The sequence below is a fragment of the Chryseomicrobium palamuruense genome, from assembly GCF_042649045.1.
GTDB lineage: Bacteria > Bacillota > Bacilli > Bacillales_A > Planococcaceae > Chryseomicrobium > Chryseomicrobium palamuruense.
Genome location: NZ_JBHSEF010000021.1, coordinates 109,975 through 124,721, shown reverse-complemented (window position 1 = coordinate 124,721; position 14,747 = coordinate 109,975). Strand labels below are relative to the sequence as shown.

Sequence of the window (14,747 nt, the reverse complement as noted above, 5' to 3'; positions counted from 1 at the left end):
TTAGCCAAACATCGGGAATACGTATGAAATCAGGAACCAAAGAACACCGAAGAAAATAATGATGTAGGCTGCGTATTTAATGAACGTTGCTCCAACGAGACCGCTGTCTGTCCTCTCTTCACGATGTACTTCAACGTGCTTTTCTTCATGACGATTGTTATCCATTACGCTTCACTCCTTTACGCATTGTTTACACTTAAAGTACCCCAGTGACTAAAAGTTAAACTTCTTTCATGCGTGGGTTAAACAACAGCACAAGAGGTGGCCCAAGAATCGGCAGAAAAGCGAGTGGTTTCATGCGCGCTTCCGGATAGAAATGGTAGACCGCATAGATGGAGAGACCCCATAAAATGAACCAATCCACCGTCATGACAGAGACCAAGTGAGACTTCTTGAACGCATCCATGTAAGCTTCAAGGGAGATTCCGTTTTGTAATGTGATCAAGTTGGCAATCGTCACTAAGATTAAAAAGGCGAGCCACGTTTTGGATTGCAAGATGTTCAAAAGCCATGCAGGCGTGCGCAGTTTTCGTTCCGGTGGTCGATTGCCTAATGCAAAGTAAGGCAACAGGGAAAACGCGCCGAGTCCAAACGAGACGAGTAAGAACGGCCATGCAGGCCAGCGCATTCTGTCATTGCGTAGCAGTAAGGTAAGAAAAACCAGCGGGAAAATACCTAGTGAGTTAAATACGGTTAACACCAGTGGGTCGATAGCAGCCCAGTTCGCTTGAAACACTTCGGAAAGGACCGGATCACTTGTATTCCCTCGTCCGGCCGCAAAAAATACGGCATAGCCGATCAGCAGGATCCAAATAATCATGAAAATCATTGTGTCACCCCATTTCTTTTCATCATACCAGAAGTAAATTTAGGCAGTCGAATTTGTCTAAAAGTGAGCCAAACTGAAACATGTTTCGTTATCTTATTGATATACAGCCCTTGTACCTTTTCTGTATGATGTTTAAAACGGAGAGTGGAGGAGGGGATACTCATTGTCTTTTACAGATGAAGAACTGTATGCGCGGATTGTGGCGAAAGATTCGGAAGCGCTCGAGATGCTTTATGACAAGTATGAGCGACTTGTTTATTCATTTGCTTATCGTATGGTGCAAGATGCCCAGCGCGCAGAAGATGTGGTACAAGATGTATTTTCAAAGCTTTGGCGAGACCATGCAGCATTTGATGCAACGAAAGGGAAATTTTCGTCCTGGTTGCTGACGATGACACGCAATCGCTGTTTAGATATCCTTCGCAAAGTATCGAAGCAACAAGAAGTGGGATTGCTCGAAAAAGATACAGACCGGGCTACTGAAACGGTGGGTGAACTGCCGGAACAGGCCACGGAATGGAAAGAAAAAAGCGAACGAATTCGAGAGGCGTTGTCCTATTTAAAAGAAGACCAGAGAAAAATCGTTGAGTTGTTTTATTTTCATGGCTATTCACAAGACCGAATTTCCAAAGACTTGAACATCCCACTTGGAACGGTAAAAGGGAGGATAAGGTTGGCCTTGCAGCATCTCAGAAAACGATTGGAACCAGAAAGGGGGGATTTAGCAGATGGAACGATTGATGTGTGAGCAAACGATTGATTATTTTAATGGACAACTCACAGAAGATGAACAGAAAGCGTTTGAAGATCATTTAACAACTTGTGCGGATTGTCAGCAAGAACTGGCCGAATGGCAGATGCTTGCAGAAGATTTACCGTATGTATCGGAAAGTGTGGAACCGCCTGTCGGGATGAAGGAAAGGGTGTTGTCTTCAATTTTAGATGAAGGAAGACAGGTGAGTGTACCTTCAGAACAAGTATTGGATGAAACGATAGAAAAGGCACCACAATCGTCACCTGTTCTTCCATTTAAGAAACCTGCTAAACGCCAGCATGCGACGCGGTTTATGCCACTCGTTGCTGCAGCGCTGGTGATTTCCCTCGTTGGAAATGCTTTTCTAGGGTGGACGGTCCAGAATCAGAGAGCTGCTATCGACACGCAAAGCGAGACGGTAGACCAATTGATAGCCCTTGTGAATCTACAGCCTCTTGAAGGAGATTCCACAGGAACGGCTTCAATTGTTCGACACGGAGACGAAATCCGAGTAGTTGTTCAAGCCTCTTCGCTTCCGGAATTAGCCGATGAAGAAGTATACCAAGTATGGTTGATTGATAGTGAAGATGAAAGTGGCCCGGACCGTGCCGGTACGTTCACGTCGAGTGGAACCGATGGAGCTGTCGTTTATACGTTACCAGTGGGACAAGAGTTCTCATGGGACCAGATCGCCGTTTCTCATGAACCCAACAAAGATAGTGAAACGCCTCTTGGAGATGTATTGATGGCAAGCGCGATTAGCGCACCAGAAAGTGAATAAATAGGACAAGTTGAGGAAGCCACGCAGCGATGCGTGGCTTATTTGTTTGGAAAAAGCAGTGGGGAGTGGATGAGCCGGTGTTTGAGAGGGGTGAGCGATCGTTCATTAGCCATGAGACTTGATTTATTAGCCATGAAACTTGATTTATTAGCCATGAAACTTGATTTATTAGCCATGATTTGAAGTTTATTAGCCATCATCGGCATTCCATTAACCACAACTCGAGTTATGGAAACTCCCCACTCACCACCACCCAATTCTCACCTCTAATCCACTTACGAACCTCCAGCTACCAAAGCCCTTTCTAAAAAGATTTAAATAATTTTTTAAAAAAGTGATCCATCTTGTGACCCGCTCCGTTAGCTTAATGTAAAAACAATCGAAACCAAACGAAAAGGAGAGATTCACATGAATAACAAAATGAAAACAAAAACTATTGTAGCTGCAACTTTATCAATGAGTATGTTAGTACCAGCTGTCGCTTTAGCAGATGACCACGGGGATCATTCGTCACATGCAACTGGCGCAGCAACAGGCGACATGGGGGTATCATCACCAGCATCAGAACTTCGCTCTGCACTAACTCACTTATTTACAGAGCACGCATTCTTAGCAGTAGAAACGTTGAAAAAAGGTGCAGACGGAACGGAAGATTTTGAAGCATTGGCGGGTGCACTAAATGGAAACACAGATGATTTAACAGCTGCTGTCTCTTCCGTATACGGTGATGAGGCAGGTGCTCAATTTAAAGAAATCTGGAGCAGCCATATTGGGTACTTCGTAGATTATGCGAATGCTACTGCAGCAGGTGACCAAGCAGGAAAAGACCAAGCTGTTGCAGACTTAGGCGAATATATTAAAGAACAAGCAGCTTTCCTAGATTCAGCAACTGAAGGACGTCTAAAAGCAGCAGATCTAGAAGCAGGTTTAAAAATGCACGTTGACCAATTAGTTTGGGCGTTTGACAGCTATGTAGCTGGAGATTATGAAACATCGTATATGAATGAACGTGAAGCAATCGATCATATGGTCATGGTAGCAGCGGGTCTAGCTACAGCCATTACAGACCAATTCCCGGATCAATTTGAAAACACGATGGCTGTCACACCAGCGGCTGATCTTCGTGCGAACCTTGATCGCATCTTCACAGAGCATGCAGGACTTGCTGTGATGGCGATGCAAAATGGTATCGATGGCGACCCGGATTATGATGCATCCGCAGCAGCACTACTTGCGAATGCCGATGACTTATCAGCAGCCGTAGCTTCTGTCTACGGTGAAGAAGGTGGAGCACAGTTTAAAGAAATCTGGAACAGTCATATCGGTTACTTTGTAGACTACGTGGTAGCAACAGCAAATGATGATGCAGCTGGTCAAGAGCAAGCAATGGCAGAGCTTGATGAATATATCGTCGAACAAGCCGCATTCTTAGCAGCAGCAACGGAAGACCGTTTACCAGCAGCAGACTTGGAAGCGGGATTAACAGCTCACGTAGATCAGTTACTAGCCGCGTTTGACTTGTATGTGGAAGGTGACTATGAAGGAGCTTACAGCAACTTACGTGAAGCATATGCGCACATGTTGATGCCTTCAGAAGCCATCTCTGGAGCAATTGTCGACCAATTCCCTGAAAACTTCCAAGGGTCAGCAATGCCAGATGGAATGCCGAAAACAGGTATGGGTGGAACAGCAGATGAAAACGGTATGGGTGCAGAAGGCTTCTTGCTTGGAAGCTTGCTAGCAGCATCACTTGGTGCTACAGCATTTGTCGCTCGTCGCCGTAAAAACAGCGAAGCCTAAGCCATGAACACTTTCCTGCGAACTGTAGGAACTCTTCTCCTCAGCAGTGCCTTGCTGGCAGGTTGTCAGCAGGCGACTGAGGAACCCACACCTGAAAATTCGAATACATTGGCTCAAACTGATAGCAACCTAGAGGAGACAGTTGTGAAATCGGAAGCATCCATTGGCCTTCCGGGCTCACAATTAACTGCATCCAAATTGATTAAAGATGAACGGGAAGGAATTGTGCCCGATCGGATCCGTATACCGGCTATTGAGGTAGACGCCAAAATCCAGCGCACACCGCTTCTCGACAATGGGCAAATGGGGGTACCTGATGTCGCGGAAGAGCCAGGTTGGTACGAACAAGGCTATCTACCCGGTGAACCCGGAAACGCCGTCATCGCAGGTCATGTCGATTGGACGGATGGTCCCGCCGTCTTTTATGAATTGAACAAACTAAAGCCAGGTGACGAAGTGCATGTGGAATCGTTAGACGGGAAAAACCTGACATTTGTCGTCCAGCGTATGGAGACTTACCCAATGGACGATTCACCTGTACGCTCCATCTTCGGTTTTAGCAATGGCAGCCACCTCAATCTCATCACCTGTACAGGCGATTGGAACACGGAAGGGCGCTTCTATGAAGATCGACTCGTGGTATATACCACATTGAAAACCGATTAGACTGCATATCTAGACACAACCAAAAACCCGATTCTTCGTTAAAGGAGAATCGGGTTTTTGCGTTGAGTTTTTAGTAAGAACTTGGGTAGTTGGATGTTGGGATGAGTAGTATGGGCCGGTTATTTTGTTTCCATAATTCCATTTGTGGTTAATGGTAGACAAATTATGGTCAAAAATTCAGAAATCATGGCGAATAAAACAAGTTTCATGGCCAATAAACTAGAATTCATGGCTAATGAACGTCCGCTCACCATCTCATCTCCTCACCAAACCACCTTCTATTTGTTCACCGCTAGGCGGTCTTTTCTAGCAAGGGCTTGGCCAATCAACGGCAAAATCGTATCTTCTGCTCCTTTTTGGAACGCGTCCACCACGTAACTACCGACTATCACGCCGTCCACCACAGCGCCGAGTTGCTCTATGTGTTCTGGTAGCGATACCCCAAACCCTGCCATGACAGGGACCGGACTCACGGCTTTCAATGCCTTGAGGTGTGTGAATACCTCATCCGGTAGGGACTGCCGGGTACCCGTAATCCCGTTCACGGTGACCGCATAGACAAATCCTTGAGACGCTTCCGCAATCCGTCCGATCCGTTCAGCGGGACTTGTCAAGCTAACGAGTTGAATCAGGTCGATGGAGACGTCGTTCAATGCAGCCTTCAATTCCTCTGACTCTTCAAGTGGCACGTCGGGCACAATGACGCCAGCGATTCCGGCTGCTTCGGCTAACTGCGCAAATGTCGTAAGTTCCAGCTGAACAACTGGGTTGTAATACGTCATGATCACGAGAGGGATAGACAGTTCCTCTTTAAACGATGCCACTTCCTCAAGAACGCCACGTAACGTCGTTCCAGCAGCCAGGGCACGAAGACCAGCTTCTTGAATCACCGGACCATCTGCTACCGGATCGGAAAAGGGGATACCGAGTTCCACTGCCGTCGCACCAGCTTGTTCCAGAAACTGAAGACGCTCTCGAAGTGCTGAGAGCCCTCCGTCTCCCGCCATGATGTAGGGGATAAATGCCGTTTCTCCACGTGAGACGCGTACTTCGATCTGATGTTGTAATCGACTCATTCCGCATCCTCCTTTTTCGCCAAGGCTTCTCGAATGGTGTGCACGTCTTTATCGCCACGTCCCGATAAGCAGATGACCACTGTATCTTCTGGCGTCAATGTAGGTAACAACATTTCAAGGTGCGCAACAGCATGCGCCGATTCAAGTGCCGGAATGATGCCTTCTGTTTGAGCGAGTAGTTGAAGGGCTTCTAAGGCTTGTTGGTCGGTCACAGATGTATAGGTGACGCGACCGGTATCATGAAGATAGCTATGCTCCGGTCCAATTCCGGGGTAGTCTAGACCTGCTGAAATCGAATGGGCCTCTTGGACCTGACCCGCTTCGTCTTGTAACAAGTGCATCATAGCCCCATGTAAGACGCCGACTTTTCCACCTGTTAGACTCGCGGCGTGCTTGCCGGTTTCTACGCCATGCCCAGCCGCTTCTACACCGATTAGCGCAACTTCGGTATCTTCAATGAACGGGTAGAACATGCCCATCGCGTTACTTCCTCCGCCAATGCAAGCGATGACGTGAGAAGGAAGTTTTCCGTTCACATCTAAACTTTGTCGGCGTGTTTCCGCACCGATCACCGCTTGGAAGTCACGAACGATCTGAGGGAAAGGGTGAGGACCTAGTACAGACCCCATAATGTAATGGGTGTCTTCGACATGTGTAACCCAGTAACGAAGTGCCTCATTGACAGCATCTTTTAACGTGCCACTGCCTTGTGACACTTCGACGACTTTTGCTCCGAGCAGTTCCATTCGGAAGACGTTGAGTTGCTGGCGACGAATATCCTCTTTGCCCATGAAGATGGTGCACTCGAGACCGAATAACGCACTGACCGTAGCCGTAGCCACCCCGTGTTGACCGGCTCCTGTTTCCGCTACGACTTTCTTTTTGCCCATTCGTTTAGCAAGAAGAGCCTGGCCGACAGTGTTGTTAATTTTGTGTGCGCCAGTGTGGTTCAAGTCTTCGCGTTTCAAGTACACCTTGGCACTGCCATAATGATCCGTCAGACGCTCTGCAAAATACAGTGGGTTTTCTCGTCCGACATACTGCTCCAAATAATAAGTAACTTCTTGTTGGAACTCTTCATCTTGCTGTGCCTTTTTGTAGGCCACTTCTAGTTCGTGCAGGGCATGCATCAAAGTTTCCGGAACGAACTGACCGCCATAAGGGCCAAAACGTCCGCGTGTATCTGGTAATGTATAGGGTTGTGTCATCGTGTAGCCTCCCGTACGGCGCGAATAAATGCCGTTATTTTTTCTGGATCCTTTGTGCCAGCCGTTTCGACACCACTTGATACATCGACCATGACTGGCCGCACTTGCTGTATAGCTGCTGCCACATTTCCTGGATTCAATCCACCTGCTAAAATGAATGGTCGCGTCAAGCGGTAGTGTTCAAGTTCTTTCCAGTTGAACGTGTGTCCGGACCCACCCCGGTAAGCAGTACCCGGCGCATCGACCAAAATCAGTGGAGCGGGGCTCGCGAATGCGTTGGCCGCATCTTCAGACGAACGAATCGAATAGGCACGGATGACAGGAACATCAATCGATTCCAAGATTTCATCCGGTTCATCTCCATGTAGTTGAACATAATCTAGCGGTACGTCGCGGGCGATTCGATTGATGTCTTCCGGAAGGCTGTCCACAAAGACACCGACTTTCTTCACGGAAGAGGGAATCAAACGCGCAAGCTCACGCGCTTGTTTGGGTGTGACTTTTCGAGAACTTTCAGCAAAGACAAAGCCAATGGCATCAGCGCCTGCATCGACCGCCACCTTAACATGCTCGGCTTGTTTTAAGCCACAGATTTTAATGCGCGTCATCTGTATGCCTCCTTACTTTCAGTTTCGGCAGTGCCTCTTCCACCGAATTTGAGCGGACAAGCGACTCCCCAACAAGAAGGCCGTGTGCACCGAATGAACTTGCTTGAAGGGCATCGTGCGCAGAGACGATGCCACTCTCACTGATTAAATAAATGCCACGGTCCCGAGGGAGCAGTTCAGCAATCGTTTGTGTAGTTTCTAGGGAAACTTCAAAAGTTTTTAAGTTGCGATTATTCACCCCGATGAGTTCAGCACCTAACTCAAGTGCAGTTGCAAGCTCTTCCGGGGTATGAACTTCTACAAGGACCTCAAGTCCAAGGTCTGTAGCGAATGTAAATAATTTATGAAGCGTTTGGGCTTCTAGTGCTGCCACAATCAAAAGAATCAGGGACGCACCGTGCGCATACGCTTTTTCAATCTGAACGGTATCAATGATAAATTCCTTACATAGGACAGGAACCTCAACAGATTCGGCCACCGCTTTCAAGTCGTCGAAGGACCCTTTAAAATACGTCGTGTCGGTCAGGACAGAAATCGCAGCGGCACCACTCTTCTCATAGCGTTTAGCAAGTTCTACCGCATCAAGTGAAGGGTGGATGACCCCTTTCGATGGAGACGCACGCTTGATTTCGGCAATCACTTCTAACGTGTCAGACGACCGTAATCGGTCCGAGAGTTTCGTCCGAAGGGGGATAGTCCGTGTAGGGAAAGTCTCTTTTCGAAACGTATCCACTTCTTGTTGTTTTGTCGTCAAAATCGTATCCAAGATGGTCATGGACTCACCTCCACAAGTTTTGGGTAGTTCGTGAGTTTCGCTTTAGCGCTTCCGGATTGAATGCTGTGTCTCGCTATCTCGATCCCGTGGTGCACCGAAGGAACTCGTTCCGCAGCAAATAGCGCAAGTCCGGCATTGAGCAGCGTGGTGTCGAGATACGCAGAAGGCTTACCATCCAACACGTCTTCTAAAATACGGGCATTCGTCTCTGCGTCTCCGCCGAGAATGTCGGGACGTGTATAAGTAGGTAACCCCGTTTCTTCTACAGCTAAAGTGTGCGTGGTGATACTGCCTTCATGAAGCAATGTGTAGTGAGTGGCACCTTCAAGAGATGCCTCGTCTAGCTCACCATGCCCTGTGACAATGATGGCACGGCGTCTTCCGAGTAAGTGTGCAGCTTGCGCTAACGTTTGTTGCATATCCTGCCGGTATACGCCGATCAACTGACAATCGAGTGAGTACGGGTTGGCAAGTGGGCCAATCAAGTTGAAGAGCGTCGGTTGACCGATGGCTTTGCGCAGAGGTTGCAACTGCTTGAGTGCTGGGTGCACGTCCGGTGCGAACAGAAACGCTAAGCCTTGAGAAGTCAGTTGTTCCGCACTCTCTTCCGGCGAAAGGGAAAGGGTTAGCCCTAGAGCTGCCAATACATCGGAACTCCCGGAACGGCTTGAAATGCTGCGGTTGCCGTGTTTTGCAACGGTTAAGCCTGCCCCGGCTAAGACAAAGGCAGAAGTAGTGCTGACGTTAAATGTGCCCGACTGGTCGCCACCAGTTCCGCATGTATCTAATAACGGGACGGAGACAGTAGGGTAGGAGGTGGCGCGTGCCATCAAAGCGTCCACAGCTCCTGCTAATTCCTCTGCTGTTTCTCCACGTGCATGAAGGGCAAGTAGGAAATCTCTCATGTCTGTTTGAGAGGTGTTTGGTTCAAAGAAGGTCTCGATAAGCTGTCTCATCTCATCTCGTGTCAGCGTTTTGCCTTGCTGAACCTCATCTAGTAATTGTCTCAACTGAACTCACTCCTTGTAAAAACGTTGCTAGTCTTGTGCGTCCGTCCGGCGTACCAATTGATTCAGGATGATACTGCATGCCATAGACCGGAAGGGTGCGGTGTTTCATTTCCATCAATGCCCCGTCTTCCTGAGCAAATGCCACAGGTTCTAATAGCGGCGGCAAGGTCTCCGGATCCACAGCCAGCGAATGATAGCGCATGACGCGTCCTGCATCTTGTCCTGTCTGTGCATCCCGTAACTGCGACGTCTTTCCGTGAAAAATTGCAGGTGCCGGAATAATCTGTCCGCCGAAATACAGACCCATTAGTTGATGCCCTAAGCAAATACCTAGAAACGGGTAGTCCCCATGCAAGGCGTGAAACAACTCAATCGTATGGGTATAGTCTTTCGGATGCCCGGGACCGGGTGACAACACGATGGTTGTCGGGTGCATGTCACGAATCTGTTGTTCCGTTATAGCGTCGTAGCGAATAACTTCAACATGCTCCCCGAGTTCCGCGATGTACTGGGCAAGATTATAAGTAAACGAATCGTAATGATCGATGATCAAAATCATTGGAACACCTCCAATAGTGATTTTGCTTTGTGCAAGGTTTCTTGGTACTCACTGAGCGGGACAGAATCGTAGACGATACCAGCTCCTGCTTGAATGTCGATGAGGCCGTCACTGATGACAGCCGTGCGAATCGCAAGTGCTGCATCTAAATTGCCCCCTGCACTGAGGTACCCAACAGCTCCAGCGTACACTCCGCGTTGTACATCCTCCAGTTCGTTAATCAGTTGCATGGCACGGATTTTAGGTGCACCAGAAACCGTACCAGCTGGTAAACAAGCGGTAAACGCGTCAAGAGGATGAACGTCTTCTCGTAGCGTGCCTTCGACTTCTGAAACCAAATGCATGACATGCTGATAACGTTCGATATCTTGGTACTTTGTCACTTTGACGGTACCGGGGACGCTTAGTTTGCCTACATCGTTGCGGGCCAAGTCGACGAGCATATCGTGTTCAGCCCGTTCTTTTGGGTCGTTTTTGAGACTCTCTGCGTGTTGAATATCTTCCGCGTCGGTCTTTCCTCGAGGACGTGTGCCGGCAATGGGGTTCGTCTGTAGCTTCCCATCTGCGACACGGATGAAGCTTTCCGGAGAAGCGCCTAAGACAACGGCATCGTCAAAATCGATGTAGAACATGTACGGAGAAGGATTCACTCGCCGTAACTTTCGGTAATACGCAAATGGCTTCTGATCAATGGTGGCCGACAATCTCTGTGAAAGCACCAATTGAAAAATTTCGCCTTGTCGAATCCATTCCTTGACCTGGTCTACTTGCTTGAGAAAATGGGCTTCGGTCACGGAAGAAGTAAAGCTAAGTGAAGCTGCCTCATCCGGAAGTTCCGTGTCTGGATACGTTTGAAGTGCCTTCACTACACGCTCGACTTCCGATTGATTTCCTTCACTATTTAAAACGGTGACGGTATGTGACTGGTGATCGTACACGACGATGGTCGGGTACCACAAAAAATAAAGGTCTGGAAGCGTTCGGTCTTTTGTTAAGGTCTTTCCGGTCGGTTCGTTATGTCCGAGCACTTCATAGCCGACATAGCCAATCGCCCCAGTGGAAAACGGAAATGGTGAAGGGGAGAGAGGTGCAGGTAAATGCTGTTTTAACAGGGTCATCGCATCTCCAGAAAGTTCTTGTCTCTCGCCGGTTTGCAGGGAGGTGATTGTCAGTTTTCCTTTCTCTCCTCGGTAACTCTTAGTGGGTTCACTACCGATAAAAGAGTAGCGCCCCGATTTTTCGTGTTTCAATGAACTTTCTAATAAAAAATGGTGGCTTCCCGGAAGGCGATGAAAAATCGATATCGGGGTTAACGAATCTCCATTGATGGATTGTTGGATGTACATATATAAACTCCTCTCATTCAGGAGCAGAGCATGAAAAAAAGCCCTCCACAGGAAAAATCCTGCAGAGGGCGACGGGTCGCGGTACCACCTCTGGTTTAGAGTCAACCGACTCTCTCCACATCCGTTAACGGGGATGATCCGTTCTCCCTTTTCAGGAGACACTCCAAAGTCCATTCCATCAGCTGTCATGACCGGCTTGCACCTACCGCCGGCTCTCTATACATCACACACTGTGTACTCATCTTTGTCGAGGATTTCTCAGCTCTGCTCATGCTCTTCTCTACTCAACTCACACTCGGTCTAACGGGCGATGGCGGCTCTCCGGCATCTTCTACCCAATCCGAACAAAAAGTTTCATTTATCTTATCGCGTATGAAATAGAATGTCAACTATTCAAATTGTTTCATTTGGACAGCTAGTTTTGAAAGATAAGCTGCCGCGTCTTTCATCTTCGAGCCGTACCAAAACATCTCACCCTCTACCAAAATGCTTGGCGTATCTGGTAGAAATTCGGCAAGTTCCCGTTGGTGTTTCTCTGAAAAAGGAAATGGTTCACTACTTAACAACACAACATCAGGGTCGAGTTCTTTGAGCAGTTCAGGAGTGATAGCGGGGTAACGGCCTTCTAAATGTTTCGCGGTATTTTCTATTCCCAAGTGATCCATTACGGACTGAATATACGTGGTATCCCCAACGACCATATATGGCTTCCGCCACATCATATAAACAGCTCGTTGCCCAACTACCTGTGGCAATGCGTTCCAAGCCTGTTGAATTTCGTTCACCAATGCTTCAGCAGCTTCCACACGCCCAATCAATCTTCCTACATCTCGAATGAGCCGGTAGGAATCTGACACAGTTTGAACTTCTAGTACAGCTACTGGGGCGATTTGTTCAAGCGTTTCCACATTTTCTTTCGTATTCTCTTCTTTTTCCGCTAAGATCAAGTCGGGGGAGAGAGCACGCACCTTTTCCGGATCTGCATCCTTCGTTCCACCTACGACAGAAATTTTTTCGACTTCTTTTTCCGGAAAAATGCAGTATTTCGTTCGACCGACAACTGCACTTCCTGCTCCTAACGCATGCAAGGTTTCAGTAATGGCTGGACAAATCGAAACGATTCGCTGGGGAAACTTGGGTACATTCATTTCCCTATTCAAATGGTCCGTAAACATGAATTCCACAAAAAATCCCCCTTTTATGTTTAAGTATAACGTAAATAGGGGAAGTATTAATGGTGAGGATTTTTTATCTAGCCTGATTTTTCCTCAACTGCATTAGGTAAAAAACAAAAATCTCCCGGCAATGAATCATTCGAAGGAGTTAATAAATCATGAATTGGTATACAAAGTTAAATCAATATTTCCCAGTAGAAGAAATGAAGTCACGTGAGCATATGGAAACATTGCTCAAAGAAAAAGATAAAGTGTATCGTAAAGACGAAGGACCAAACCACGTATTAATGTATGTGGAATTTGAAGATTTTATATTCGTTGACTACCTTTTTGTTTCAACATAAGCACGCGGAGAAGGGCTCGGTCGCAAGTTGTTACAAAAGTTAAAAGACACAGGCAAAACGATTTTACTTGAAGTGGAACCCGTTAATTATGAAGATACAGACACGGAAAAGCGTCTTCGCTTTTACAAGCGTGAAGGCTTTGTCCACGCCACACAAATCGGGTACAACCGTCGTTCATTAGCAACTGGCGAAAACACAGTTCTCGAGATTCTTTACTGGACGCCAAAGCCTCGAGACGAGAAAGACGTCTACGAAGCGATGAAATGGACATATGAAAACATTCACACATATAAAGACGAAGAGTTTTACGGTGAATCATATGACCCGACCAACAAAGTCTTAACATACCTTACAGATACCCGCGATTCCATTTTAAAAGACTAACTAAAGTTGCCCGTCCTGCGTCTGCAGGGCGGGTTTTTGATGTGACGACCGTGACGGCGACACGGTCGGACCCAGGGTCGCCGGGTAGGAACGCGGGTAGGACGCCGACACGGTCGGACCCAGGGTCACCGAGTAGGAACGCGGGTAGGACACCGACACGGTCCGACCCAGGGTCGCCGAGTAGGAACGCGGGTAGGACGCCGACACGGTCGGACCCAGGGTCACCGAGTAGGAACGCGGGTAGGACGGCGACACGGTCGGACCCAGGGTCGCCGAGTAGGACCGCGGGTAGGACGCCGACACGGTCGGACCGAGGGTCGCCGAGTAGGAACGACCGTCCCACGTACCGTCGGTCCGACCGTGTCAAAACAAATATCTTGAATTCGAGATAATAATCCGCTATACTCAAAGTACAAGATCAAAAGGAGGCACGACACATGAACGAATTAAAAGGAATTCACCATGTCACTGCAATCACAAGCAGTGCAGAAAAAAACTATGAATTTTTCACGTATGTATTAGGTATGCGTCTTGTGAAGAAAACGGTCAACCAAGATGATATCCAGACCTATCATTTATTTTTCGCAGACGACCGTGGAAGTGCAGGGACCGATATGACATTCTTCGATTTTCCTGGCATTCAAAAAGGTTCGCACGGGACCAATGAAATCTACCGCACGTCGTTCCGCGTTCCGACAGATGCAGCTCTTGAGTATTGGGTGAAACGTTTCGATCGTTTGAAAGTGAAAAATCAAGGGGTTGAAGAGCTCTTTGGCCGCAAAGTCGTGAAGTTCTCAGACTTTGATGACCAGCGCTACCAGCTCATTTCCGATGAAAATAATAAAGGGGTTGCTTCGGGTACGCCTTGGCAGAACGGACCGATTCCAGTGGAATTTGCGATTACAGGTCTTGGACCGATTGTGATCCGCTATGACCGCGTGGACTTCTTAAAAGAGATGTTGGATAAAGTACTTGGCTTCCGCGAAGTAGCAACTAAAGGCGACTTGACGTGGATGGAAGTTGGTGAAGGAGGCAACGGGGCAGCCGTCATCATCGAAAAGAATGTGATTCTGCCACCAGGACGCCAAGGATTTGGAACGGTTCACCACGTGGCGTTCCGCGTAGAAGATACGGATGCCCTGAACTTCTGGATCAACCGGTTGAATCAAATCGGTATCCCGTCTTCCGGGTACGTCGACCGGTTCTACTTTGAGTCACTCTATGCGCGTATTGCGCCGCCGCTCCTCTTTGAGTTTGCGACAGACGGCCCTGGATTTATGGATGATGAGCCGTATGAGACACTGGGTGAGAAGCTTGCGCTTCCGCCAAAACTTGAAGGGCGTCGCGAACAGATTGAAAAGCTCGTTCGTCCGATTGACACCATACGCAGCACAAAAGATATTCAAAAAGAATACGAATAAAAAGATGCTCG

At 47.9% G+C, this 14,747-nt stretch carries 16 protein-coding genes, 1 pseudogene and 1 other annotated feature; of the genes and pseudogenes, 6 read left to right on the top strand and 11 right to left on the bottom strand.

What is annotated here, in order from left to right; translation table 11 throughout:
• Both ACFO0S_RS07850 and ACFO0S_RS07845 read right to left on the bottom strand, forming a co-directional pair.
• Positions 1 to 165: a hypothetical protein gene (locus tag ACFO0S_RS07850; protein ID WP_378141257.1), complete on the bottom strand. Its 165-nt coding sequence runs from the start codon at positions 163 to 165 to the stop codon at positions 1 to 3.
• Between the two features lie 55 nt (positions 166 to 220).
• Positions 221 to 829: a hypothetical protein gene (locus tag ACFO0S_RS07845; RefSeq protein WP_378141255.1), complete on the bottom strand. Its 609-nt coding sequence runs from the start codon at positions 827 to 829 to the stop codon at positions 221 to 223.
• A gap of 163 nt (positions 830 to 992) precedes the next feature.
• Between ACFO0S_RS07845 and ACFO0S_RS07840 the strand changes: the two genes are divergently transcribed.
• The 4 genes from ACFO0S_RS07840 (at position 993) to ACFO0S_RS07825 (ending at position 4,830) form a co-directional block, all read left to right on the top strand.
• Positions 993 to 1,577: a sigma-70 family RNA polymerase sigma factor gene (locus ACFO0S_RS07840; protein WP_378141253.1), complete on the top strand. Its 585-nt coding sequence runs from the start codon at positions 993 to 995 to the stop codon at positions 1,575 to 1,577.
• Positions 1,558 to 2,364, top strand: a complete 807-nt coding sequence (locus ACFO0S_RS07835) for an anti-sigma factor (RefSeq protein ID WP_378141252.1) — start codon at positions 1,558 to 1,560, stop codon at positions 2,362 to 2,364. The genes ACFO0S_RS07840 and ACFO0S_RS07835 overlap by 20 nt, the downstream gene beginning before the upstream one ends.
• A 408-nt stretch (positions 2,365 to 2,772) precedes the next feature.
• On the top strand, positions 2,773 to 4,164 hold the full coding sequence (locus tag ACFO0S_RS07830; RefSeq protein ID WP_378141250.1) for a copper amine oxidase: 1,392 nt from the start codon (positions 2,773 to 2,775) through the stop codon (positions 4,162 to 4,164).
• Between the two features lie 3 nt (positions 4,165 to 4,167).
• Positions 4,168 to 4,830 (top strand): class F sortase, encoded by a 663-nt coding sequence (locus ACFO0S_RS07825; RefSeq protein ID WP_378141249.1) that lies wholly within the window; start codon positions 4,168 to 4,170, stop codon positions 4,828 to 4,830.
• A gap of 278 nt (positions 4,831 to 5,108) precedes the next feature.
• Here the strand turns inward: ACFO0S_RS07825 and trpA are convergent, their stop codons facing one another.
• The 8 genes from trpA to ACFO0S_RS07785 form a co-directional block, all read right to left on the bottom strand.
• Positions 5,109 to 5,906, bottom strand: coding sequence for a tryptophan synthase subunit alpha (gene trpA, locus ACFO0S_RS07820; RefSeq protein WP_378141247.1), 798 nt, complete (start codon positions 5,904 to 5,906; stop codon positions 5,109 to 5,111).
• The gene (gene trpB / locus ACFO0S_RS07815) at positions 5,903 to 7,114 is read right to left on the bottom strand and encodes a tryptophan synthase subunit beta (RefSeq protein ID WP_378141246.1); all 1,212 of its coding nucleotides are present in this window, start codon (positions 7,112 to 7,114) and stop codon (positions 5,903 to 5,905) included. The genes trpA and trpB overlap by 4 nt, the downstream gene beginning before the upstream one ends.
• A complete protein-coding gene (locus ACFO0S_RS07810; protein WP_378141245.1) occupies positions 7,111 to 7,722 on the bottom strand; it encodes a phosphoribosylanthranilate isomerase in 612 nt (203 codons plus the stop codon). Before ACFO0S_RS07810 ends, trpB begins: the two co-directional genes overlap by 4 nt.
• Positions 7,709 to 8,497: an indole-3-glycerol phosphate synthase TrpC gene (gene trpC / locus ACFO0S_RS07805; RefSeq protein ID WP_378141244.1), complete on the bottom strand. Its 789-nt coding sequence runs from the start codon at positions 8,495 to 8,497 to the stop codon at positions 7,709 to 7,711. Before trpC ends, ACFO0S_RS07810 begins: the two co-directional genes overlap by 14 nt.
• A complete protein-coding gene (trpD, locus tag ACFO0S_RS07800; RefSeq protein ID WP_465251272.1) occupies positions 8,494 to 9,453 on the bottom strand; it encodes an anthranilate phosphoribosyltransferase in 960 nt (319 codons plus the stop codon). The genes trpC and trpD overlap by 4 nt, the downstream gene beginning before the upstream one ends.
• Positions 9,454 to 9,487: 34 nt before the next feature.
• Positions 9,488 to 10,066, bottom strand: a complete 579-nt coding sequence (locus ACFO0S_RS07795) for an anthranilate synthase component II (RefSeq protein WP_378141242.1) — start codon at positions 10,064 to 10,066, stop codon at positions 9,488 to 9,490.
• Positions 10,063 to 11,412 carry an anthranilate synthase component I gene (gene trpE, locus ACFO0S_RS07790; protein WP_378141241.1) on the bottom strand — a complete coding sequence of 450 codons (1,350 nt, stop codon included), beginning with the start codon at positions 11,410 to 11,412 and terminating at the stop codon, positions 10,063 to 10,065. Before trpE ends, ACFO0S_RS07795 begins: the two co-directional genes overlap by 4 nt.
• A gap of 61 nt (positions 11,413 to 11,473) precedes the next feature.
• Positions 11,474 to 11,672, bottom strand: a binding site (T-box leader).
• Between the two features lie 129 nt (positions 11,673 to 11,801).
• The gene (locus ACFO0S_RS07785) at positions 11,802 to 12,587 is read right to left on the bottom strand and encodes an ABC transporter substrate-binding protein (protein ID WP_378141373.1); all 786 of its coding nucleotides are present in this window, start codon (positions 12,585 to 12,587) and stop codon (positions 11,802 to 11,804) included.
• A gap of 158 nt (positions 12,588 to 12,745) precedes the next feature.
• On the opposite strand from ACFO0S_RS07785, the pseudogene ACFO0S_RS07780 reads away from it, so the two are divergent.
• Positions 12,746 to 13,315, top strand: a pseudogene (locus ACFO0S_RS07780) (GNAT family N-acetyltransferase).
• On the opposite strand, the gene ACFO0S_RS07775 reads toward ACFO0S_RS07780, so the two are convergent.
• Positions 13,281 to 13,682, bottom strand: coding sequence for a hypothetical protein (locus ACFO0S_RS07775; protein WP_378141240.1), 402 nt, complete (start codon positions 13,680 to 13,682; stop codon positions 13,281 to 13,283). The pseudogene ACFO0S_RS07780 and the gene ACFO0S_RS07775 sit on opposite strands and share 35 nt — an antisense overlap.
• A gap of 70 nt (positions 13,683 to 13,752) precedes the next feature.
• Between ACFO0S_RS07775 and ACFO0S_RS07770 the strand changes: the two genes are divergently transcribed.
• Positions 13,753 to 14,736 (top strand): ring-cleaving dioxygenase, encoded by a 984-nt coding sequence (locus tag ACFO0S_RS07770; RefSeq protein ID WP_378141238.1) that lies wholly within the window; start codon positions 13,753 to 13,755, stop codon positions 14,734 to 14,736.
• The last annotated feature ends 11 nt before the right edge of the window (positions 14,737 to 14,747 follow it).

Excerpts from the sequence above, each read along its gene's own strand:
- ACFO0S_RS07850 (WP_378141257.1), bottom strand. The coding sequence starts at position 165 with ATGGATAACAATCGTCATGAAGAAAAGCACGTTGAAGTACATCGTGAA.
- ACFO0S_RS07845 (WP_378141255.1), bottom strand. The coding sequence starts at position 829 with ATGATTTTCATGATTATTTGGATCCTGCTGATCGGCTATGCCGTATTT.
- ACFO0S_RS07835 (WP_378141252.1), top strand. The coding sequence starts at position 1,558 with ATGGAACGATTGATGTGTGAGCAAACGATTGATTATTTTAATGGACAA.
- ACFO0S_RS07830 (WP_378141250.1), top strand. The coding sequence starts at position 2,773 with ATGAATAACAAAATGAAAACAAAAACTATTGTAGCTGCAACTTTATCA.
- ACFO0S_RS07825 (WP_378141249.1), top strand. The coding sequence starts at position 4,168 with ATGAACACTTTCCTGCGAACTGTAGGAACTCTTCTCCTCAGCAGTGCC.
- trpA (WP_378141247.1), bottom strand. The coding sequence starts at position 5,906 with ATGAGTCGATTACAACATCAGATCGAAGTACGCGTCTCACGTGGAGAA.
- trpB (WP_378141246.1), bottom strand. The coding sequence starts at position 7,114 with ATGACACAACCCTATACATTACCAGATACACGCGGACGTTTTGGCCCT.
- ACFO0S_RS07810 (WP_378141245.1), bottom strand. The coding sequence starts at position 7,722 with ATGACGCGCATTAAAATCTGTGGCTTAAAACAAGCCGAGCATGTTAAG.
- trpC (WP_378141244.1), bottom strand. The coding sequence starts at position 8,497 with ATGACCATCTTGGATACGATTTTGACGACAAAACAACAAGAAGTGGAT.
- trpD (WP_465251272.1), bottom strand. The coding sequence starts at position 9,453 with ATGAGACAGCTTATCGAGACCTTCTTTGAACCAAACACCTCTCAAACA.
- ACFO0S_RS07795 (WP_378141242.1), bottom strand. The coding sequence starts at position 10,066 with ATGATTTTGATCATCGATCATTACGATTCGTTTACTTATAATCTTGCC.
- trpE (WP_378141241.1), bottom strand. The coding sequence starts at position 11,412 with ATGTACATCCAACAATCCATCAATGGAGATTCGTTAACCCCGATATCG.
- ACFO0S_RS07785 (WP_378141373.1), bottom strand. The coding sequence starts at position 12,587 with ATGTTTACGGACCATTTGAATAGGGAAATGAATGTACCCAAGTTTCCC.
- ACFO0S_RS07770 (WP_378141238.1), top strand. The coding sequence starts at position 13,753 with ATGAACGAATTAAAAGGAATTCACCATGTCACTGCAATCACAAGCAGT.